Source organism: Staphylococcus sp. Mo2-1 (genome assembly GCF_046721385.1).
Taxonomy (GTDB): domain Bacteria; phylum Bacillota; class Bacilli; order Staphylococcales; family Staphylococcaceae; genus Staphylococcus; species Staphylococcus equorum_A.
The window spans coordinates 2,741,017-2,762,352 of record NZ_JBEUUK010000001.1 but is presented as its reverse complement, the minus strand read 5'-3'; the positions used below and the strand labels follow the sequence as shown (position 1 = coordinate 2,762,352).

Here is a 21,336-nt window from a genome sequence, read left to right as displayed (position 1 = left end):
ATATGTAGAAAGATTATATCAACTATGTAAACGCTCTCTTTTACGTGCATGTTTTCACTTGTCACTAATGGTTCAAAAGCACACACAGAGCGTTATTTTACACTTTTATATATAGCCTTTCATCGTTGACGAGAATATATGAGCGTGCAATAATAGTACGTGAAAGATTAGAATCATTACAATTAACAAACTATAATAATCTACTTAACTAATATTCTAATCAAAATTAGTTAATCAATCAGGAGGATGTTTTTTTATGTCTTTAATTAACAAAGAAATTTTACCATTCACAGCTAACGCTTATGATCCAAAGCAAGATGAGTTTTTCGAAGTTTCAGATGAAAACTTAAAAGGTTCATGGAGTGTTGTTTGCTTCTATCCAGCAGACTTCTCATTCGTATGTCCAACTGAATTAGAAGATTTACAAGGACAATATGATAAATTACAAGAATTAGGCGTAAACGTGTACTCAGTATCAACTGATACGCATTTCGTACACAAAGCTTGGCATGACCATTCAGAAGCCATTAACAAAATCCAATACACTATGATTGGTGACCCTTCTCAAACAATCACTCGTAGTTTTGATGTATTAGATGAAGAATTAGGTTTAGCTCAACGTGGTACTTTCATCGTAGACCCTGACGGTATTGTACAAGCAGCTGAAGTGAATGCTGACGGTATCGGCCGTGACGCAAGTACATTGGTACACAAAATCAAAGCAGCACAATATGTACGTCAACACCCAGGCGAAGTTTGCCCAGCTAAATGGGAAGAAGGTTCAGAAACATTACAACCTGGTCTTGACTTAGTAGGTAAAATCTAAGGAGGCATTGATTTAAATGCTTAATGATCAGCTAAAATCACAATTACAACAATTACTTCAATTAATGGAAGGTGACGTTGTACTAAGTGCAAGTTTTGGTACAGATGAAAAGTCTAAAGAATTAAAAGAATTATTAGACGAAGTAGCAGAGATGTCATCTCGCATTACTATAGAAGAAGTTGACCTTAAACGTACACCAAGCTTTTCTATTAATAGACCTGGTGAAGAAACAGGTATTACATTCGCCGGTTTACCAATGGGTCATGAGTTCAACTCTCTTGTTCTCGCTTTATTACAAGTAAGCGGTCGTGCACCAAAAGAAGAACAAGCAGTTATAGATCAAATCAAAGCTTTAGACCGTCCGTTACATTTTGAGACTTTTATTAGTCTAACTTGTCAAAAATGTCCCGACGTTGTTCAAGCTTTAAACTTAATGAGTTTGGTAAATCCAAATATCACACATTCTATGGTAGACGGATCTATCTTTAGAGAAGAGTCTGAAGACATTATGGCCGTTCCTGCAATTTTCCTAGATGGAGAAGAATTTGGTAACGGACGTATGACAGTTCAAGATATATTAGCAAACTTAGGCAGTCAAGCAGACCCAGCTGAATTTAACGACAAAGATCCATATGATGTACTAATTGTCGGAGGTGGACCCGCAAGTGGTAGTGCAGCAATTTATACTGCACGTAAAGGTTTACGTACAGGTATTGTTGCGGATCGCATCGGGGGTCAGGTCAACGATACCGCTACTATCGAAAACTTTGTCACTGTTAAAGAAACAGATGGACCAAAATTTACTTCAGCACTCGAAGATCATATTAAACAATACAATATTGATGTAATGACTGGTATTCGTGCCAGTGATATTGAAAAAACAGACGATGGTATCATTGTCACTTTAGATAATGGTGCACAATTAACAAGTAAAACTGTTATTATTTCAACAGGTGCGCGTTGGCGCAAGCTAGAAGTGCCTGGTGAGGAAGAATTAATCAATAAAGGCGTTGCATTCTGCCCACATTGTGATGGTCCATTATTTGAAAATAAAAATGTTGCTGTTGTAGGCGGCGGTAATTCTGGAGTCGAAGCTGCAATCGATCTTGCAGGTATCGTTAAACACGTAACGTTACTTGAACGTAACGCTACGCTGAAAGCAGACAACGTATTACAAGAACGTTTGGCTTCTTTGCCAAACGTAACTATAATTAAAAATGCTCAAACAACAGAAGTTTTAGGTGACAGTGCAGTAACTGGTATTAAATATCAGGATAAATCACTTGGCGAAGATCATACTTTAGAACTCGAAGGTATCTTTGTTCAAATTGGTTTATTACCAAACACTGAATGGCTTGATAATTATGTTGAATTAAACCAAGCTAAAGAAATAGTAATTGATCGTAAGAATGCTACAAGCATCCCTGGTATTTTTGCTGCTGGTGATGTTACCGATGATCGTAACAAACAAATTATTATTTCTATGGGTGCTTGGTGCAAATGCAGCATTAAACGCTTTTGATTATATCATCAGACATTAATCGCACCCCTTTCATTTAACAATAAAGATTAAGGAGAACCCTTATGCGGTTCTTCTCTTAACATTGACAAACCACTTGCAAAAGCAAGTGGTTTGTTTTTTTATAGTTTTTTCCTTGAAACAGTTCTTATTTATTATCTAATAATGGATTATATTATTTGAACACTAGCAGTGATTTGGGCAAACTTATGCGGGAGAATCACTAGTCGAAGCATACAGGATTAGGCTGTGTTCCCGCGGAAAAAGTGCACACAAACTCCCAACAAAATCGCATACGCTTAACAAAATCTATATGTGCTTCTCTTTTTATTTGTATACTTTTCTCTTTTAAATCTGAGTTTAACCCTTATATGCTTATTCTTGTATCTATGCGATTAATTATTTAAATTAGCTAACATTTTATAATGAAAATCTAATGAATTTTTAAATTTATATAGCAATTATCCTCTTACACCATTCATTTGTTCAATAGATTGTGCGTTTATTATTTAATTCATCATACAAATAGATAGCACTACATGATACGCTTAAGTTATAATTTTCTAAGAACGTATGTAAACATACAATGGGACTGTTAAAATAGAACGACTTATTATTAAAGGAGCAATATTATTTATGAAGAAAAGTATACTTTTATCGTTAGTTTTGGTGCTAGCTGTCATACTCGCGAGCATGTTCAAATGGTAATACAGAAGATGATGAACAAGAGGAACATAATGAACGCAATGCACCAAAAAATGTGAGCAAATTGGCTGAGAAAGATATCTTCCATTCAGATAAAAAGGGTGAAGATATTAGTGAAGATGAAATGAATAAAGCGATTAAAAAATATTTAGATGTTAACTCACTTATTATTGATAATAAATACCTCATGCAATATAAGTTAGACAAACAAATAGGTACAGATACAAAAATCACTGATGCACAAGAAAAACGTTTATCAGATTTATCGAATAATGCAATTAAAAATGACCTTCATTTTAAAAATTTCGTAGAAGATAACAACATGCCAAGCGGTTATAAAGATAATCTCGATGAAATTATCGCTTATTTTACATCCCTAAACACTACAATTAAAAACGTTGATAAAGAAATTGAAGAAATAGATTACCAACCTGACAATGACCTCAACGTTGTTGACGTTCCCGCTAAAGTTGCCGGAAATGTAAATCATAAAAAGCAAAAATCAATTAAGAAATTCCTTGATGAAAAAGGAATTGAAAGTGACGCAGTAGATAAATAGATGACAAATGGGAGTAGGACAATGAAATCTAATTTTTCCAACAAGATTTCGTCGTATAATTCTATCCCGGCAAAGCTGACTATATAATGAATGAGGCTAAGACATGTATTAACGCCCTAGCCTCATTTGTGTCAAAAGATTGTTGTTTTAGCGTCATGCTTTTCATTTATGTTTCACAATTTTAGCCAAGGTTACAAAATGATGACATGTCACCTTTCCATGATGGCAAAGGCGTTGAGCCTATTTTCTACTCATACATTGATACACTCTGACTTATTCTCGTAAAAAACCTTACATGATTGTAAGGTTTTTTAATATGATTATCCTGTTTTTCTCAAAGCTTAATTTGTTAAGCTATATACAAGTTAAGAAATACGTTATTAGAAGCACAGCCACTCATTAATAAATTTAAGGAGGCCACACTGTTATGATATTAACTATTTTAATAGGTGCCATGGCTGCTATTTTCATAGCTTTTAATCTCTTTGAGAAGAAAGAAAAATATGGCGTCGTTTCTTTTAGAACAATTGCGCTAAGTGTAACTTACGTCATACTGGCTGTTATTGTCGGAAGCTTTTTAGACAATATCAATACATTATTCCAAGGATTTCATGATAGCTTAACAGCAGCTAAAAAATATTAAACCTGAACCGGCAACGTCGCAGTTCAGGTTTTTTGTTTGTCTTACATTTCAAGTTCATAGGGTACACAATTTTCTATTTTTCTATCAATTACAGTTTCTTTCGTTTCATAGCGTAAGTAAACAAGAAAACATCTGATTACGACCTGATGCGCAACAATTGCGATAGACTCTAAAGACGGATCAAGTTCTTGGTCAAAAAATTGTTCAACACGCTGTAATACATCCGAATAGCTTTCTCCTTCAGGGGCTTTTTGTGTGAAACTATGACGAAAAGCAAGCAAATTTTCATCATTAAAATAAGCATGATATTCAGGATTTTGTTCAATTGCATCTATCATTTTACCTTCAAAGATGCCTAAAGAACGCTCTCTTAATAAAGGGGTCACACTCGCCGGAATGTGCTTATCAAATATCGCATTATATGTTTGTCTCGTGCGAGTCAAATCAGATATATACACGTGTTCAATATTCTTTTTTTCAAAATAGCTTTGCAGTAATTGAGCAGAATATACACCACTTTCTGTTAAAGGTACATCTAATTGACCACAAAAGTATTTTTTTCCTTGTTTTTTATCGTAATTTGACTGCGATTCTCCATGACGAACTAAATAAATTTTCATAGTGATTACCTCTTCTCTATTTATAATCCAATATTTCATTATTCTTTTAACGAAGCTCATATCTTACAATACTGTTAGATGAAGCAATATGTCTATATTTCAATGATTATTCTTGTTATTATCCAATTGAGGTGATACAAATGAGCGAAAAAATGTTACATCATGACACACAAAGTGGGCGTGTATTAGCGAGCAGTCAGTTATTTCAGTATATTCTTTGCACCAATTATATTACCTATTATCCTTTGGATTTTTGCTGATAAACCCGCTTCAACGCATGCGGCAAAATCATTAGTCTATCATATTATAACGTATATTGGACCAATACTATTAGTTTTAAGCGTAGCGTTTGGAACTACAATAATTGATCAACAGAATACTACAATTGCAATCATAGCGATTGTGGTGGCCATCCTTTTATTAGTGGTAACCATTTGGTACACAATCAAAAATATATATCGTGGTATCAAGATATTGATTTCTGAAGATGCTTATTTCCGTCCATAAAGCATTGCAATTTTTTAGAAAATCTATTTAGAATATGATTGAGGCTGAGACAATTTTTTGTGTCCCAGCCTCCTTCTTTCATTATACTTTTAAGTTGAATCAACTGCTTTTACTAAATAATAAACTAATAGATAAACCAATGAGGATGGCACCTACTGCATAATCAAACACCGCTTTTATTTTTCTGTTTCCAAAAAGTAATTTAATATATTGGAATATGTATACACAAAAAATAAACCAGATAAGAATCACCGTTGTTACTACTGCCGATAATATTGCAATTTGAGATGACACACCTTCGCCAGCAGTTATAAACTGCGGTAAAATACTTATGTAATAAAGTAATGCTTTAGGGTTTAATATTGTGCTGATAAAACCTTGGCGATAAGAACTTAAATAACTAATCTGTTGTGTCTGCATTTGAGATGTTGAAAAATTCATGCTTTGACGTGCACAGATGATACTTTTAATGCCTAAATAAATCAGATAACACGCGCCTAAAATTTTAATCATCAGAAAGACATAATACATATTTGCCAAGATAAATATAATGCCAAATACTGCTAATAAAGAATAGATAACGTGTGCTGACGTAATACCTAACGCGACCATCGCGCCATTACCTTTACCTGAAGTAATTGAATTTTTCATTACTACAAAAAAATCTGGACCAGGAACAATAATAATCATTAATGTAATCGTAATAAATGCCGCAAGACCTTCCATCACATGCACCTCCATCTTAACTACATGGTATCAATTACACTATGTCACCGCAATATACCTAGTCCATATTTCTTTTGGCAAACTGATTAGCAAAACCTTTTATCACTTCCACGTTAACTCAATAATTTTAAACCAACCGTACTAGCTAATATGACTGCAATACAAATTATTCTTTTGATATCGGTAGACTCTTTATAAAAAACCATACCCAATATCGCTCCGCCCACTGCACCAATACCTGTCCAAACCGCATACGCTGTACTCATAGGTAATTGAGTCATTGCCGTAGATAAAGCTAAGAAACTCAAACTAAAGAAGCCTATCAATCCCATGACAGCGGATTTTTTCCGTGTATGCGTATAAGCATTTAAAAAAGTAATACCTAACATTTCAAAAATACCTGCAATGATTAATAATATCCAAGCCATTATGCTTCTCCCCCTTTATCTGGTGTGACTAATTTCAAACAAATCACACCTAAAAGTAATGTTAAAATTAAAATGATTTTTCCAAAATTAACTTCCTGACCGAAGAAAGCAAAATCAAATAGAGTAACACCTGTTGTTCCTAGACCAACAAATACTGCATAAGATGTACCCACTGGTAACATTTTGGATGCATCTATAAGCAAATAAAAACTTAAAAATATAGCTATAATTGTTAACATCCATTCGAGACCTGTCGTTGCATGTGTTAACCCTACGACCCAACCAACTTCAAAGATTGATGCGATAATAATTTTTATCCAATTCATTTATATTCCCCCTGTTAAAATAAAAAAAGCCCGAGAGATAGTCATCACTACTATCTCCCAGGCTTTTATCCTTCCGTGTCACATTTAACATGTGGCTTCCTCTCGGACCAGGCCAACATTAAGTGTTGCGGAACCCTAGAAAGCTTTTATTTAATTCTCTGTATCATATCAATTTATCTTATAGACATCAAGCATAGCATTTTATTTTCACTCAATTTAAAATCATTATCATTTAAAAACGCTTACAAGAAACGCCTCGGTGTCTTTTTACATTTTTATTTTAAAAAGTTTTAATTATTTAAGTCATTCCCCTCTACATTTTATAGTATTTCATGTATACTGAATATCAGATTAGAACAATTATAATCTGAATGATTAATCAATGAAATGAATTCTCAATTAAAACAATCCGATTATTGGATTGAAATATAAAAAAAGTGAGGGATGACTATGCAATTATTAAATTACAAAATGCACAATGATGAACTCATCGCTACAGTGTTATCCGACAAGAAGCAAGTGTTCAAATACACATTTGATGTAAACACGCCGGAATACGAAATTTTAGACGTACTTGAAGAAATTAACGAATATGTAGACAATGGTCACCATCCATTAGGTTGTTCATTACTAAAAAATTACACATATGCGGATGTGAGCCACAATAGTTTATAATATTAATCACATACCAAAAAGATGAGTATACTGTTAACTTTAAAACAGCGTACTCATCTTTTATTTTTGCTTATATATGCTTCAAGAAAAACACTACCTATAATTGAACTGTGCATGGTATATTGAGTTAGTTCACATCATTTACCGGGTAAATACATAATAAAGATATTCAAACGTGATAAATATAGTTTAGGGGGGACGCAATATGTTCTATGGTTCAATATTACTCATAATCCTTGGTATTGTACTACTCGTTTTAAATAAACGCCTTTCAAAAAAAGGTGATACAAGTAAAAAACAAAGTTTGGTCAGTTTCGGTGTGATGTCATTGGTTTTTGGCCTCTTTGGTCTAATAGGTGTTATTATTATGGCAATGACCTAATTTACATGAAAAAAAGAGATAGATTCCCTATAAGGAATCTATCTCTTTTTAAATTTCTACACTCTTACATATCGAATAAATCATTAAATGATTCAACCATCGTTGGATGTGTATAGATATTATCTTTCAATACCTTATAATTTAATTTCTGATCTATTGCTAATTTTATTAGATTGATAATTTCTTCTGCTTCTAAGCCGTATAATGTTGCTCCAAGTATTGTTTCCGTATCTTTATTCACTACTACTTTAAACAAGCCTCTTGGATCATTATTCACTTTATGTCTAGGGATAGCGTTAACTGGTAGTGCGTTTTCTATTACATTATAGCCTTGATTTTCAGCTTCTTTACCAGTCAAACCTACACGTGCCATTGGTGGATCAATAAATACTGTATAAGGTACAGCGCCTCTATTTTCAGTAGAACGCACTCCTGTTCCAAAGAGTTGGTCTTTTACAATTCTAAAGTCATCTAAAGAAATATATGTGAATTGCATGCCACCTTTAACATCACCGATTGCATAAACATGTGGCGCATCCGTTTGGAGGTATTCATTGACCTTAATCTCTCCATGCTCACCTAGTGTTACATCTGTATTGTCTAAATCTAAATCCACATTAGGCTTACGACCAGTCGCTAATAGAACTGCATCCGCTTCATAATCTCCATTAGACGTATGCACAATAGTTCCAGAGTCAGTATCTTCAAAGCCCTCTGTATTCACATTGTATATGATATTTACACCTTTGTTAGCTAAATCTTTTTTAACTTCTGTAACAATGTCCTTATCTTCTTTAGTCATAATATCATTGCCACGTTCAAGTACGGTCACTTGTGTGCCAAAGTTAGCAAACATAGAAGCAAATTCTAAAGCAATATATCCACCACCAATGATGACTAATTGTTTAGGTTGAAAATCCAAACTCATTATCCCAGCTGAATCGTATAAATGTTGAGAACTTTCAACACCTGTGATTGGCGGAATCACTGACATTGCACCCGTATTAATAACGACATCTTCCGCATGCAATGTTTCCACTATCTCATCATTGTCATTTAATAAGTTCACTTCATTGTTAGATTTGAATTTCGCAGTATAATCCAACACTTCAATATTGTTATCATCTGCAAGATTATGATAATTTTTATTGTTTAATGCATCTACTACATCTTTTTTTCTAGAAAATGCTTTATTAAAATCATTATGAGTTAGACCTTCGTGAACAAGCGTTTTTGAAGGGATACAGCCAACATTGATACAAGTCCCACCATACATCGCTTTAGATTTTTCTACTACTGCTACTTTTTTACCTTGTGCTGAAGCAAACTTCGCTAATGTTTTACCACCTTTACCAAATCCTATAATCACTACATCAAATTGTCTCATGAATATCCTCCTTCAATACATCGTCTAATACATCAGTAATCTTGACGCTTTTATAATAATTAATTAATATATCATTTTCTTTTTGCTGAAACTTAGACATCGTGGTTCCTATTTCCCTGGAAATCTCACAATCGCTACCTTCATCACCTGTAAATATTCGTCCATCTGACCTTTCTTCATTAAATAATTCAAATAAGTCTGCCAGATTAACATCAGCGGTCACTTCATTAGCTTGATAACCACCATATTTCCCTCTACTAGCATCTAGGTAATGTTGATCATTTAACTTTCTTGTTACCCTGCGTAATTGCACTGGGTTAATACATATTCGTTCTGATAATGACCCACTACTATAACGCGCATCTGGATGCTTAACTAGAAATGTTAGCAGATGTACTGCTATATTAAACTCTAAATTCATTTACATCACCTTTAATCGTAACTTTTATAATTACATTAAAACATGTCTTGAAATTTCTCGAAAGTTTTTTGCTTATATTATTTACATTCCCTAATTACAGTGATAGGTATCAGCAAAGTTATTATTTTGCATTACTGAATATATTTAATATACTTATGTGCAAGACAAGATAAACAATAGAGGAGATGGCGAAATGATTAAAAAACTAGATGAAGTTATGATATACGTATATAATCACGATAAAGCAATTCAATTTTGGACAGAAAACTTAGACTTTGTAGTAGTAGCCGATGACGAAGAAATGGGTATGCGCGTAGTAAAACTGCTTCCAGAAGACGATGCTCAAACTGCTATTGTATTGCAGGACAAAGCGAAAGTTGACGAAATGGACATGGGTGTCAGTACAACTACACCATCACTGATTTTCGCAACAACACAATTCGACGATTTATATAATCGTTTGAAATCTAATCAAAATACAGTTGGAGATATTATGGATTTACCTATGGGTAGAGTGTTTAATTTTGCAGATGCAGAAAATAATTATTTCGCAGTTAAAGAAATATAATATTTCAGTATTGTAACTAAATTTGCCCCACGGCCTATGTCATAAATACATGTCCCGCCCTAAATTGTTAAAAGGTGCGACATGCTTAAATTTTGTATCTCTTGCCCTAAACAATTGTAAAGGTCTGTTAAGTCGTAAGTAATGTATTTGTAATCAACACATAACCTGTATAACTTATTAAATTTGTTATACTTTTATAACCACTAAATATGTAATACAGGAGACAATTATGAAAAGAATTTTCCACTTATATTTATACTATTTTATTATGTTAGCTATCGTTGCCGCTGTTTTACTGTCTTTATATTTTTTATATGTGTGGAAAAACGACCAACCACAAAATCAAGACTATTATAAGAATTTTGAAGAATTGAAAGCCGACACAAAAGAAGATCGTGATTGGCAAATCAATTCAAAAACGACAAATAACAAAGATATATTAGTTACTGCTATTCATGGTGGCGGTATTGAACCCGGCACTTCTGAATTGGCAAAAATCATTTCTAAAAAAGGTAACTTTAATCTATATAGTTTTGAAGGTTTATTAAAATCAAACAATACTAAATTGCATATTACTTCGACTCGTTTCGATGACCCCAAATTAAAAGACATGACGAGTAGATCAGATGAAACGGTGTCCATACACGGCATTCGAGAAGATAAAAAAGTTGTCTACATTGGTGGTAAAGATAAGGATATGGCCAAATCTATACGTAAGGAATTAGAAAAAGAGGATTTTAATGTTGAAAATAGTCCTAATTACGTAAATGGTGATTCTAGCCAAAATATCATTAATAAAAATGATACAGGATCAGGTGTTCAACTTGAGATTTCAACGGGATACCGCAAATCATTTTTTGAGGATGATGACCTTGGTCGCTCCACGAGAGAAAATCCAAATGATTACAGACAATCCATCCACGATTTTGCTGAAGCTGTTACAAAAGGTGTAAAAGAACAAACAACAAAAGACTAATAATAAAAAATCCAGAAGCCTACTTGATGAGCGTAGCTTTCTGGATTTTTCATTTTTTAAAATTCATTATTAGTAAATATCAAAGTACGTTTCTTTTAAATCTTTTTCATTAGGTCTGGTTTAATAATTCTACTACTAAACTAAAATCATTAATAATATGACTAATCCTTTTGAAAATAGGTTCCATATCAACTGTTGTTTGTGATTTTAAACCTAAACAAAAAACAAGTTGAACATCTTTGTCCCCCCATTGAATAGGTTTGTCTAATTTAACTATATAAATAAAAGATTTTTTAGCAGAAGGTGTAACAGGATGAGGAACAGCGATAAGGTTACCATAAGCCGTAGTAGCTACTTCTTCTCGTTCTTTAACTTTTTCAAAAAAGTCTGATTTTATATAATGTAATGCTTTTAAATCACATTCAATTTTTGATAGTAATTCATCTTTACTTTCAACATTACTTTTAATAGCAAAAAGTTCGATTAACTTTTCTTTTTGGTCTACATTGTAGTTATCTATAAATTTTTTCAAGTTTAAAATATCCACATCAGTTAAAATGGTATTCACATAAATGACGGGCACAGAGAAATCTTTTTCCAGAGGGATTGTTGATATTATTAAATCTGTTCCCTGTAATTTATGTTCACTTAACTCATACAATTGTAATGAATTGGTTGTTGTGATTTCGTCACTAAAGTTTTCAATCAATTTGTATTTTATTAGCTGTGAACTAGCCAAACCAGATGCACAAACAATGGTTGTATTGATTTTGTTATCCAAATTATTAGGTTTCTTCAAAGCCAATTCAAAATGCAAAGCTAGGTAGCCAATTTCACTTTCAGAAATTCTTATTTTGTATACTTCTTCGATTACTTTACTTCCTACTAAAGCGATATCAAATGAAAATGGATAGTTCTTTTTAATTTCTGCTAATAATGGATTTCTGATATTCATTTTATATTTATATCTCGTAATAGAAGTAGATAAATGTAAACTTAGATTATTTCTCAATTCTTCTTCATCCGCTAAATCTATGTGAAATACTTGTTTTATTCTTCTTAAAATATGCTCTATCAACATATTTAGTTCTTTATTTTCATGAATATTAGCTTTTTCAGAAATAAGCCCTGATGTTAATATATGTGCCCAAATATATTGTTTTTCTTTAGTAGGTAATTGGATATTAAAATTGCATTCTATCATTTCTACTAACTGCTTAAAAAATTGATTAACATCATCACTCGTTTTCTTATAGCCATTAAATATATTACTTTCATCTTTAATAATGAGTTTATGCTCAACCCTAAATAGTGCTATATATATGTGAACAACCAAATTTTCTAATTTTACATCAGGTATTGTAATGTTAAATCGATTGATTATTCCGACAATTTTATTTTTAAGTAAATTTATTTCTTCGCTATCAAAAAACTCATCCATAGATAACGGATCTAATAAAAATTCGGCAATTGCATATCTTTTCTGAAATTCATGTCCATCTATTTTCAATCCATGATATGGGCTTGTTATCAGATTCAAATCATGTTTTTCTAACTGTCCTCGTATCATTTTCAAGTCTTTTTTAATAGTTGTATCACTTACAAACATTCGCTCACTTAAATCATCAATCTTTACATAGTTATCCAATATAAGTAATTGGCTAAATATATATCTAACCCTACTATCTTGATTATTAAAATTGAGAAGCTCATCTTTTAAATATTGGTCATTTAGGAATAAATTGAATTTCTCTTTGTTTTTTATTATCAATTTATATCCCACTGATTTTTTAGAAAAAATATAAAATCCAAATTCTTTTTCTGATTCATTTAATTCTTTCAAATCATTTCTAACAGTTCTAGGAGAAACACTCAAACTTTTACCTATAAACTCCCCAGAAATATAGGTGCTTGAATAATTATACATAAGCCGTATAATTTTTAAAGTTCTTTTGTTCATTCCCTCACTCCAATTACCTTACACTTTAGTATTGATTATATATTATAATTCAAACATGTTTTCCTCTGATAATTTTTTAAACCAATACCCACTCTTTTTAATTGTACGTGCTTGTGTATTAATGTCTACAGAAATAAATCCATATCTATTTTTATAGGCATTCATCCAAGACCAATTATCCATAAATGTCCACATATGGTAACCTTTACAATTTGCACCTTCTTTAATCGCTTTATTAAGCCAATACAAATGATCTTTCAAAAATTCAATTCTATAATCATCTTGTATTTGATTGTTTTCTATAAACCTTGCTTCATTTTCCACGCCCATTCCATTTTCAGAAATAAATGAAGTAATATTGCCATAGTTATTTTGTAAGTTTTTCATGATATCATAGATACCTTCGGGATAAATTTCCCAACCTCTATAAGGGTTCATTTTTCTGCCTGGCATTTCATAATTATCAAAATAAAATTCTGGAGTGAAGGGTGAATTAGGGTTAGGCATACTTTCTTTAGCTTTAACACGTCTAGGTAAATAATAATTTACACCTAATAAATCTACTGTATTATGTTTTATGATTTCCAAGTCTTCACTCTTATAAAAAGGCAGTAAATCCTGTGCTTTGATCATTTCTACTAATTCCTCTGGAAAAGTACCTTTTGTAGCAGGATCTAGAAAACTCTTATTAAAGAATAAATCTGCTATTAATGCAGCTTTTTTATCTTCCTTATTTTCACTTCTTGGGTAAGAAGGGGTTAAATTTAAGACTATTCCTATTTCCCCATCATAGTTCTGTTCTTTAAATAACTTAATTGTTTTAGCATTTGCTAATATTGTATTAAAAGCATATTGAAAACCTCTTTTAGCATCATTTATATCAGGGTAATGGAAATTATATAAATAACCTCCTTCAACAGGCACAATTGGCTCGTTAAACGTAAACCATTTTTTTACTCTATCCCCATACAAATCAAAGCATTTTTGTGCATAATCAACATAATTTTCGACGACTTCTCTTGATTCAAAACCGCCCTTGTTTTGTTGTTTCATAGGCATATCAAAGTGATATAAATTAACAAAAGGTTCAATGTCATTAGCTATTAATTCATCAATGACATTATTATAAAATTCAACTGCATTTTCGTTTGTATTTCCCGTATCTTGATTTATCATCCTAGTCCAAGAAATGGATAAACGAAACGAATTGTGCCCTGTTTCTTTCATCAGTTTAATATCCTCTTTATATGTGTTATAAAAATTCGACGTGACATCTGGTCCAACATTATCATAAAATCGATTCGGTTCTTGTTCATACCAATAATCCCATATAGATTGTTCAGTCATAGATTGCGTTCCTTCAGTTTGTGTCGCACTTGCCGCACTGCCCCACCAAAAGTCTTTTGGAAAAGTAATTTTCATAAAAGTTCTCTCCTATCTGTTTGCTTTAATTTCTTGATAAATATCGATGATTTCATTTGCCATATCTTTTATCGTTAGTGCATTCATCAAATGATCTTGTGAATGTATAAGTATTAAATTTAATTGGTAATCTTTGCCTCGTGCTTCTTCTTGCAATAAACTTGTTTGAAAATTATGTGCCTTATTTATTTCTTGTTCTGCTTCTTTCATTTTTTCCTTAGCAGTCTCGAAATCATTTTCTTTCACATATTGAATTGCTTCCATTGCACTTGATCTACCATTGCCGCCTAGCAAGATAATTTGGAATGCTATTTCTGTATTATCCATGATATATTACTCCTCACCCTTTGATTTTTCTTGTTCTTTTCTAAAATAGCCATTGTCCAATACTTTGAAGAATGGTAACCAAATTAAGAACGTAACAATTAAATTAAATAGCTGTAATACTGCACCTTGCCAAGCATTTCCTGTAGCTAAATATCCACTTATAAAAATAGGAGTTGTCCAAGGAACAATGACCCCAGAAGGCTTAGGTACCAATCCTAATCCCATAGAAAAATAAGTTATTATCGTTACTACTACTGGAGCAATAATCCATGGTACAAGTATAATTGGATTCATTATTACTGGTAATCCAAATAATATCGGTTCGTTTACATTGAAAATAGAAGTCAGGGCGCCTAACTTTCCAATTTCTTTGTTTTGCTGACTTCTGGAAACAATAAATATCAATATAATGACTACCATTGTGCCACCAGTACCGCCCATGCCTACTAAGAACGTATCTATAAATTGTTTGGTAATAATATTAGGCAACTCTTGATTTGCTTTAAATGCCTCTAAATTTTCGTTATTCAAAGAATACCAAATTGGGTCAAATACTGTATTTACAATAATTTGGCCATGTAATCCGAAAAACCAAAATATTTGTATTAGAAGTACTGCAATAATTGTAGCCGTCAATCCACTACCTAATTCTGTTAATGGTTGTTGCAAGATCGTATAAATAAAGTTTTGTAATGTATCGAAAGGCGTAAAAGAAATTAATATTCTAACAATTAATATCACCGAAAGTGTTACCGAAATAGGAATTAAAGCACTAAATGATTTTGCCACTTGAGTTGGTACACCATTAGGCATTTTAATTGTTATCTCTTTCCGACATAGATAACTGTAAATTTCACACGAAATAATAGATACAAAAATACCTAAGAACATACCTTTTGCTCCTAAAATCTCAACCGGTATGACGCCTTCCGTTTTTTCAAAAACTTGAGGTGTTAAAATCAAAACACTACTTAATGCTGTTACAGCACCATAAATACCTTCAAATCCATTTTTCTCTGTCAGCTTATAACCAATACCTATAATTACATATAGCCCCATTATCGAGAGCGTGGACTCTGAAGTCTGGTCCAACCATAGCTTGCCAAGCCGAAAATTGTGATTCAGATAATATTTTGTCTAAAAATGGAAAATTGGCTATTACAATAAAAATCGAACCAAAAATAATTAAAGGTAAAGCAACCATAAATCCATCTCTTAAACTCGAAAGATACTTATTGTTATTCAAGTTATCTGCAATTGGCAATAATATATCTTCCAGTTTTTCCATAAATTTATTTTCCATATGGTTTCACTACTTTCCTATTAAATTTAGTGATTGCTTTAATACGCCATCACCATCAATACGCCCATATGCAACAGTATCAATAATATCAATAGGAATTTCGATATCGTTTTCTTTAGCGTATTTTTCAAATTTTCGCTTCATGAATCTCATTTGCGGACCAATTAATAACACGTCATAGTTATCTAATTTTGAAAAAGCATTATCACTTGATACTGCTTCAATGTTAACTTCAATATCAGCACTTTCTGCTGCCTCTTTCATCTTGGTAACTAATAAACTTGTAGACATCCCCGCGGAACATGATAATAAAATATTCTTCATATAAATCATCCCTTCTGTTTGTTTATCAAACTATACTATGTATGCGCTTACACATTAATGGACATTTTTTCCTTTACTATAGGAAAATGAGTTTAATCGGAGTATGAAGATAATATTATCTCGCTATTTATCTAACTTTAAAGAATAAAAGTATTATAAAAAACGCCTTACTATCTATGATAGTAAGGCGTTTAAAAATTTAAGTTTTTCATTATTTTATTTTTTTCAAAAGAAAGGATGCTAAAGCACTGATAATTGTCACCCAAAATAAGATACCACATACGATAGCGTTGCTCCCGCTTATTGTGATTCCCGCATTAAAATTTCCGTTAGGATCACTTTCTATGTAAAAATTAATCCCAAATACAAATACCAAGGTAATAAAAGATAATATACCAACTACATCAAACAATAATTTAACATAAGGATACTTAATATTTTTAGCTATCATGTGACCACTCCTTCTTTAATTATTAAAAACATTTGACTGCTTCTAAAACAAAGAGTAACTAAGAGATTATTCTTTATAATAACTATAGGCACACTTTGTATACATAGAACCTCATATAACTGTCATTTTAGCATTTCTGCAGTCTACAACATTTAGATAGTTGTACTTTAAATCAAAAAAGAGGTTACTCAAACAATAAAGGTGTAGTACAATAGAGTTAATTAATTATATATGATGTTAGTAGCTATAAAAATATAAATTAACGAAAATATTTTTAATAAGTATTGCAAACTTTAAATTAGAGGAGACTGTAATGGAAAAGAAAAAGAAAAACGGTTGTTTTGGTTGCCTAGGGTGCTTAGGACTCATCATTCTATTGATACTACTCATTAGTGGATGTAGTGCACTATTTGATTCAAATGATAATAACGAAAACAAGAAAAATGACGAACCAAAAAGTTCTACAAAGAATGAAAAGTCTAAGAATAATGATACTGAGAAAGATAAAAAACCTAAAAACAATGACGTGAACACTTCAAATGAAACTGATGATACTTCAAATCAAAACAATTCTAATCAAGAACAAACTACTTATGAAGAAACAAACGATACAGAAGATACAACTTCAGAATATAATCAAGATGAATCTACAAACACTGATAACTCTAATTATAATACAGACCAAAACCAGTCATCTAACAATAGTGGTCAAAGTAATGAAATAAACAGTGCCTCTCAAAATGATGAAACTAATTCAAAATCAAATACCACGTCACCTTCAACCGAGGTAACTGAAAGTAACAACAACTCTAGTTCTTCAGACATCGATGTAGCTAAGCCTGGAGAAATAACATCTGATATGCCGGGTTATGACCCATCAAAAGATAGAGATAAAGATGGCATAATTAATGAAAAATAAATAAAAACGCTCTATAGTATTTGTTACTATAGAGCGTTTTATTTAAATGTATATGTTCGCATGAACGTTACATGCCTATTTTATTTTTAAAATTTGTCCTGTTTTAATGCTATTTGAGTCTAGATTATTATCAGATTTGATTTTACTTACTGTTGTATCTTGTTTCTTAGCGATACTATACAATGTATCACCTTTTTCAACAGTATATGTTTTAACTAAGTAGAGTGTTTGCCCTTTACTGATATTATTCGTTTCAAGATTATTCCATTTTTTGAGATCTTCAATACTCACTTTGCTTCTTTTAGAAATATTATATAGAGTGTCACCTTCGACTACTTTATGTGTATCACCTGAAATACTGTCATCGTTACTATCAGGGTCCGTCAATTTCAATGTTTGACCGATGGATAATGTATTATCGTTTAAGTCATTCCATTTTTTAATATTATCAATTGTTACGCCACTTCTCTTAGATATACTATACAATGTATCGCCTTTAACTACTTTATAAGTAGAACCTGTAATGGCATCGTCATCTTCGCCACCTAATTCTTTATAGTGTTTCTGAACTAAACTATAAAATTGATTCATGTTATAGCCCCATTGGTTAAAATAACCTACAGGATCAGTATGGTTTGTCCCACCCCAATATTGACTAACTGCATTATGACTAATAATTGTTCCAGTTCCTTGATTGTTATCTGCAAGTGAAGGTTGTAGTCCGTTTTGTTTTAGCATTTTAGCAGTTAAATAAGCTTGGTTGTTCACAGATTTAGCAAAACCATCAAACGTGTTAGATCTTGTTAATTCTATTTGATAAAAATATGGGTTAGCATTCGCTCCGGCGCCCCATGCTAAATAGTCGCTTGGTGCCGTTTGTATAATTTTGTCACTACCTGCGTATGCGTGAACAAAGGCATTATTGTAGTTATTATACATGTAATTTACTTCACCATCGATTGTACTATTAGGGTTTGCAGTTTCGTGAATAACGACACCGATGAATTTCCCTGATTTATAATTATATTTTGGTAAATTATTCATACGAGAATCTTGCACTATTTCTGCAGGTTGTATGTTGTTATTGTCTATGTATGTATTAACGTCTTGGTACGCTCTATTTGCAAATGTACTCATTTCTACTGAATTATGTTCTGCAACTTTATCATGTAGCTTCAAATCCCCTGGTGTTAACTGATCTTTCAAAGCCTGTGGACTCATTTTTTGTGCTTTTTCAAAATCTATTGCCTTACTTGTATTTTCATTTTTAGTTTCTTCTGTATTCTTATTAGCATTATCTTCTTGTGCGGTTGCAACTGTACTACTTAACAATAAACTCGTTGCTAATACTAATGACAAACTAATCCTGTACTTCATAAAAAACATCTCCCATTTCAAATTTTTAAAAACACGACACTATATAAACATCCATTCCTTGCACAACACCTTATTGTCTCATCTTATAATATTATAAGATTATTTACAAAACATAGTTTTATTTTATGCTATTATTTTAAATATTTTTATATAAGCATAATCATTATTTTGAATTTTGCACAAAAAAGCTACTACCTCAAAAGGCAGTAGCTCATATTCAAATATCCATAACCACACTAGATAAAATAGCAACCAATGCGACTACAAGTACCAATACTAAAAGTGAATCAATTCGTTTTTGGTTACGTTCATTCATAGGTTTTCTAAATTCTTTTAATGCGAAAAATCCTGTAATTAATACAATGACTAAACACAATAAATGAAATACCAACGCTAATACTTCCATTATCATCACTCCAAACTTGAAATAATTAAGTTTGTTGCTTTAAATCTTCTTTTATTTAGGCTTTTCATGTACAAAGCCTTCCCGATTAGATATGTTACGATTTATATTTCACAGTTACAAAAAACAAAGATTAATTTATATTCTTTTTATTCAATTACCCCTTTTTCGACGATTAGAAACAAATATCAATCGTTCATCTAGCATATGTAATAATATTTTTATAAAGTATGCCTTTTCTTTTACCTTCTCAAAACAATTATTTCTATTTTAGAATACAAGCAACATATAAAGTTAATTAATAATCATTCCTATAAAATTGATTTGAGTGTATAATTAACTTATAAGTATCATATTTCTATCAAGTGTATTTTTGTTCTATTGTATAAAATAAGGAGTTTACCAACCTATATTTAGGTAGCTCACAATTTTTTAGGAGATGGTTAAATGAAAGAGTTCACTCAAAAGATAGAAGATCTTCAAAAAAGAGTTTCTAATTTAAAAGATAATATTAAAACTGAAGAAGCTACTAAGAACGCTTTAATTTTACCCTTTTTTCAGTTACTAGGTTATGATGTTTTTAATCCAATGGAATTCACACCTGAATTTATAGCCGATGTCGGTATTAAAAAAGGCGAAAAAGTTGATTATGCAATTATAACTGATGACTCTCCCTCTATATTAATAGAATGCAAATCTATTAATGAAAAATTGAATAACCATGATTCGCAGTTATTCAGATATTTCGGTACTAGTACTTCTAAATTCGGAATTTTAACAAATGGGATTGAATATAGGTTTTACACTGATTTAGAAATCCCAAATAAAATGGATACCAAGCCTTTTTTAGTAGTAAATATTGAAAAATTGAAAGAAAATAGTATTAAAGAACTATTTAAATTTAAGAAGGAAAATTTTGATATTGATAATATCTCAAGTTCTGCTTATGAGCTTAAATATATGAATTTAATTAAATCATTTTTCGAAAAACAATTAGAAGAACCTAAAGAGGATTTTGTTAAATATTTATTAACTGAAGTGTATGAAGGTGTTAAAACAAAAACAATTATTGATAAGTTTACTCCAACTGTAAAAAATACTTTGAATATATTTATCAATGAAAAAGTAACTGATCGCTTAAATGCGGCATTAAATTCTAGTTCTTCTAATAAAATTACAATTGAAGAAAACGAAGAAGAAGAAATCAAACCTATTAAAAAAGATGATATTATAACAACACAAGAAGAGCTCGAATCATATTCAATGACTAAAGTAATTGCTTCAGAAATTACAGACGCTGAGCGTATTTTTTTAGAGATAATAGAAGTTACTTCAATATACTGTTAGATAATAATATAAGAAAATGGATTATGAGAATTTATATAACTAACACTAAATCAGAATTTGTTTTAAATGATGATGATAAAACAATTATAAAATTTGATAAACCTTTAGATATTCTAAAGTACAAAGAATCCATTGTAAAAGTTGTTGAAAAATTCTTATAGAATTACTTAAAATTCAATATAAAACCACAAAAATAACCCCGTAAGCCTAAGCTTACGGGGTTTTCAGATACAAT

The 21,336-nt window shown here is 31.4% G+C and carries 20 protein-coding genes, 4 pseudogenes and 1 riboswitch; of the genes and pseudogenes, 10 read left to right on the top strand and 14 right to left on the bottom strand.

Annotation, left to right across the window (positions count from 1 at the left end):
• The first annotated feature begins 256 nt into the window (after positions 1-256).
• From ahpC to ABLV95_RS14020, 4 genes and pseudogenes are all read left to right on the top strand, one after another.
• Positions 257-826, top strand: a complete 570-nt coding sequence (gene ahpC, locus ABLV95_RS14035; RefSeq protein WP_069816672.1) for an alkyl hydroperoxide reductase subunit C — start codon at positions 257-259, stop codon at positions 824-826.
• Between the two features lie 16 nt (positions 827-842).
• A pseudogene (ahpF, locus tag ABLV95_RS14030) lies at positions 843-2,367 on the top strand (alkyl hydroperoxide reductase subunit F).
• A gap of 614 nt (positions 2,368-2,981) precedes the next feature.
• Positions 2,982-3,609 (top strand): annotated as a pseudogene (locus ABLV95_RS14025) (NDxxF motif lipoprotein).
• Positions 3,610-4,036: 427 nt separating this feature from the next.
• A complete protein-coding gene (locus ABLV95_RS14020; RefSeq protein WP_002511986.1) occupies positions 4,037-4,252 on the top strand; it encodes a hypothetical protein in 216 nt (71 codons plus the stop codon).
• Positions 4,253-4,293: 41 nt separating this feature from the next.
• Here ABLV95_RS14020 and ABLV95_RS14015 read toward each other — a convergent pair whose 3' ends face one another.
• The 4 genes from ABLV95_RS14015 to ABLV95_RS14000 all read right to left on the bottom strand — a co-directional run bounded on the left by ABLV95_RS14015 (position 4,294) and on the right by ABLV95_RS14000 (position 6,859).
• Entirely contained in the window at positions 4,294-4,872 is a 579-nt protein-coding gene (locus ABLV95_RS14015; RefSeq protein WP_069816666.1) for a histidine phosphatase family protein, read from the bottom strand.
• Positions 4,873-5,478: 606 nt separating this feature from the next.
• Positions 5,479-6,105 carry a LysE family translocator gene (locus ABLV95_RS14010; RefSeq protein ID WP_460876016.1) on the bottom strand — a complete coding sequence of 209 codons (627 nt, stop codon included), beginning with the start codon at positions 6,103-6,105 and terminating at the stop codon, positions 5,479-5,481.
• Positions 6,106-6,218: 113 nt separating this feature from the next.
• A complete protein-coding gene (locus ABLV95_RS14005; protein ID WP_069816660.1) occupies positions 6,219-6,533 on the bottom strand; it encodes a DMT family transporter in 315 nt (104 codons plus the stop codon).
• Positions 6,533-6,859 (bottom strand): DMT family transporter, encoded by a 327-nt coding sequence (locus ABLV95_RS14000; protein ID WP_069816658.1) that lies wholly within the window; start codon positions 6,857-6,859, stop codon positions 6,533-6,535. Before ABLV95_RS14000 ends, ABLV95_RS14005 begins: the two co-directional genes overlap by 1 nt.
• Before the next feature lie 52 nt (positions 6,860-6,911).
• Positions 6,912-7,009: riboswitch (guanidine-I (ykkC/yxkD leader) on the bottom strand.
• A 300-nt stretch (positions 7,010-7,309) separates the two neighbouring features.
• Here ABLV95_RS14000 and ABLV95_RS13995 point away from each other — a divergent pair.
• Positions 7,310-7,534: a hypothetical protein gene (locus ABLV95_RS13995; protein ID WP_069816656.1), complete on the top strand. Its 225-nt coding sequence runs from the start codon at positions 7,310-7,312 to the stop codon at positions 7,532-7,534.
• A 205-nt stretch (positions 7,535-7,739) separates the two neighbouring features.
• A complete protein-coding gene (locus tag ABLV95_RS13990) occupies positions 7,740-7,916 on the top strand; it encodes a hypothetical protein (protein ID WP_176722975.1) in 177 nt (58 codons plus the stop codon).
• Positions 7,917-7,980: 64 nt separating this feature from the next.
• Here the strand turns inward: ABLV95_RS13990 and merA are convergent, their stop codons facing one another.
• Together merA and hypR are read right to left on the bottom strand one after the other, a co-directional pair.
• Positions 7,981-9,303: a hypothiocyanous acid reductase MerA gene (gene merA / locus ABLV95_RS13985; protein WP_069816655.1), complete on the bottom strand. Its 1,323-nt coding sequence runs from the start codon at positions 9,301-9,303 to the stop codon at positions 7,981-7,983.
• Positions 9,290-9,724, bottom strand: a complete 435-nt coding sequence (gene hypR / locus ABLV95_RS13980) for a redox-sensitive transcriptional regulator HypR (protein WP_069816652.1) — start codon at positions 9,722-9,724, stop codon at positions 9,290-9,292. Before hypR ends, merA begins: the two co-directional genes overlap by 14 nt.
• A gap of 193 nt (positions 9,725-9,917) precedes the next feature.
• On the opposite strand from hypR, the gene ABLV95_RS13975 reads away from it, so the two are divergent.
• Both ABLV95_RS13975 and ABLV95_RS13970 read left to right on the top strand, forming a co-directional pair.
• Positions 9,918-10,292 carry a VOC family protein gene (locus ABLV95_RS13975; protein ID WP_069816650.1) on the top strand — a complete coding sequence of 125 codons (375 nt, stop codon included), beginning with the start codon at positions 9,918-9,920 and terminating at the stop codon, positions 10,290-10,292.
• 229 nt (positions 10,293-10,521) lie between these two features.
• The gene (locus ABLV95_RS13970) at positions 10,522-11,268 is read left to right on the top strand and encodes a poly-gamma-glutamate hydrolase family protein (RefSeq protein WP_069816649.1); all 747 of its coding nucleotides are present in this window, start codon (positions 10,522-10,524) and stop codon (positions 11,266-11,268) included.
• A gap of 109 nt (positions 11,269-11,377) precedes the next feature.
• On the opposite strand, the gene ABLV95_RS13965 is transcribed toward ABLV95_RS13970, so the two are convergent.
• The 6 genes and pseudogenes from ABLV95_RS13965 to ABLV95_RS13940 form a co-directional block, all read right to left on the bottom strand.
• Positions 11,378-13,228 (bottom strand): BglG family transcription antiterminator, encoded by a 1,851-nt coding sequence (locus tag ABLV95_RS13965; RefSeq protein ID WP_460876012.1) that lies wholly within the window; start codon positions 13,226-13,228, stop codon positions 11,378-11,380.
• A 42-nt stretch (positions 13,229-13,270) separates the two neighbouring features.
• On the bottom strand, positions 13,271-14,650 hold the full coding sequence (locus ABLV95_RS13960; RefSeq protein WP_069816648.1) for a glycoside hydrolase family 1 protein: 1,380 nt from the start codon (positions 14,648-14,650) through the stop codon (positions 13,271-13,273).
• A gap of 12 nt (positions 14,651-14,662) precedes the next feature.
• Complete coding sequence (locus ABLV95_RS13955) at positions 14,663-14,977, bottom strand: PTS lactose/cellobiose transporter subunit IIA (RefSeq protein ID WP_460876010.1); 315 nt, start codon at positions 14,975-14,977, stop codon at positions 14,663-14,665.
• A gap of 6 nt (positions 14,978-14,983) precedes the next feature.
• A pseudogene (celB, locus tag ABLV95_RS13950) lies at positions 14,984-16,280 on the bottom strand (PTS cellobiose transporter subunit IIC).
• Positions 16,281-16,289: 9 nt separating this feature from the next.
• On the bottom strand, positions 16,290-16,604 hold the full coding sequence (locus tag ABLV95_RS13945; protein WP_065337227.1) for a PTS sugar transporter subunit IIB: 315 nt from the start codon (positions 16,602-16,604) through the stop codon (positions 16,290-16,292).
• A gap of 211 nt (positions 16,605-16,815) precedes the next feature.
• Positions 16,816-17,055 (bottom strand): hypothetical protein, encoded by a 240-nt coding sequence (locus ABLV95_RS13940; RefSeq protein WP_069816645.1) that lies wholly within the window; start codon positions 17,053-17,055, stop codon positions 16,816-16,818.
• Between the two features lie 313 nt (positions 17,056-17,368).
• On the opposite strand from ABLV95_RS13940, the gene ABLV95_RS13935 reads away from it, so the two are divergent.
• A complete protein-coding gene (locus ABLV95_RS13935) occupies positions 17,369-17,974 on the top strand; it encodes a hypothetical protein (protein ID WP_069816644.1) in 606 nt (201 codons plus the stop codon).
• Between the two features lie 75 nt (positions 17,975-18,049).
• On the opposite strand, the gene ABLV95_RS13930 is transcribed toward ABLV95_RS13935, so the two are convergent.
• The gene (locus ABLV95_RS13930) at positions 18,050-19,351 is read right to left on the bottom strand and encodes a peptidoglycan recognition protein family protein (RefSeq protein WP_069816643.1); all 1,302 of its coding nucleotides are present in this window, start codon (positions 19,349-19,351) and stop codon (positions 18,050-18,052) included.
• 217 nt (positions 19,352-19,568) lie between these two features.
• Positions 19,569-19,757, bottom strand: coding sequence for a hypothetical protein (locus ABLV95_RS13925; RefSeq protein ID WP_065337215.1), 189 nt, complete (start codon positions 19,755-19,757; stop codon positions 19,569-19,571).
• 444 nt (positions 19,758-20,201) lie between these two features.
• On the opposite strand from ABLV95_RS13925, the pseudogene ABLV95_RS13920 reads away from it, so the two are divergent.
• Positions 20,202-21,262, top strand: a pseudogene (locus ABLV95_RS13920) (type I restriction endonuclease).
• Positions 21,263-21,336 lie beyond the last annotated feature (74 nt).

Excerpts from the sequence above, each read along its gene's own strand:
- ABLV95_RS13955 (WP_460876010.1), bottom strand. The coding sequence starts at position 14,977 with ATGGATAATACAGAAATAGCATTCCAAATTATCTTGCTAGGCGGCAAT.
- ABLV95_RS14015 (WP_069816666.1), bottom strand. The coding sequence starts at position 4,872 with ATGAAAATTTATTTAGTTCGTCATGGAGAATCGCAGTCAAATTACGAT.
- ABLV95_RS13930 (WP_069816643.1), bottom strand. The coding sequence starts at position 19,351 with ATGAAGTACAGGATTAGTTTGTCATTAGTATTAGCAACGAGTTTATTG.
- ABLV95_RS13935 (WP_069816644.1), top strand. The coding sequence starts at position 17,369 with ATGGAAAAGAAAAAGAAAAACGGTTGTTTTGGTTGCCTAGGGTGCTTA.
- ABLV95_RS13975 (WP_069816650.1), top strand. The coding sequence starts at position 9,918 with ATGATTAAAAAACTAGATGAAGTTATGATATACGTATATAATCACGAT.
- ABLV95_RS13940 (WP_069816645.1), bottom strand. The coding sequence starts at position 17,055 with ATGATAGCTAAAAATATTAAGTATCCTTATGTTAAATTATTGTTTGAT.
- ABLV95_RS14000 (WP_069816658.1), bottom strand. The coding sequence starts at position 6,859 with ATGAATTGGATAAAAATTATTATCGCATCAATCTTTGAAGTTGGTTGG.
- ABLV95_RS13965 (WP_460876012.1), bottom strand. The coding sequence starts at position 13,228 with ATGAACAAAAGAACTTTAAAAATTATACGGCTTATGTATAATTATTCA.
- ABLV95_RS13970 (WP_069816649.1), top strand. The coding sequence starts at position 10,522 with ATGAAAAGAATTTTCCACTTATATTTATACTATTTTATTATGTTAGCT.
- ABLV95_RS13990 (WP_176722975.1), top strand. The coding sequence starts at position 7,740 with ATGTTCTATGGTTCAATATTACTCATAATCCTTGGTATTGTACTACTC.
- hypR (WP_069816652.1), bottom strand. The coding sequence starts at position 9,724 with ATGAATTTAGAGTTTAATATAGCAGTACATCTGCTAACATTTCTAGTT.
- ABLV95_RS14010 (WP_460876016.1), bottom strand. The coding sequence starts at position 6,105 with ATGGAAGGTCTTGCGGCATTTATTACGATTACATTAATGATTATTATT.
- ABLV95_RS14005 (WP_069816660.1), bottom strand. The coding sequence starts at position 6,533 with ATGGCTTGGATATTATTAATCATTGCAGGTATTTTTGAAATGTTAGGT.
- ABLV95_RS13995 (WP_069816656.1), top strand. The coding sequence starts at position 7,310 with ATGCAATTATTAAATTACAAAATGCACAATGATGAACTCATCGCTACA.
- ABLV95_RS13945 (WP_065337227.1), bottom strand. The coding sequence starts at position 16,604 with ATGAAGAATATTTTATTATCATGTTCCGCGGGGATGTCTACAAGTTTA.
- ABLV95_RS13925 (WP_065337215.1), bottom strand. The coding sequence starts at position 19,757 with ATGGAAGTATTAGCGTTGGTATTTCATTTATTGTGTTTAGTCATTGTA.
- ABLV95_RS14020 (WP_002511986.1), top strand. The coding sequence starts at position 4,037 with ATGATATTAACTATTTTAATAGGTGCCATGGCTGCTATTTTCATAGCT.
- ABLV95_RS13960 (WP_069816648.1), bottom strand. The coding sequence starts at position 14,650 with ATGAAAATTACTTTTCCAAAAGACTTTTGGTGGGGCAGTGCGGCAAGT.
- ahpC (WP_069816672.1), top strand. The coding sequence starts at position 257 with ATGTCTTTAATTAACAAAGAAATTTTACCATTCACAGCTAACGCTTAT.
- merA (WP_069816655.1), bottom strand. The coding sequence starts at position 9,303 with ATGAGACAATTTGATGTAGTGATTATAGGATTTGGTAAAGGTGGTAAA.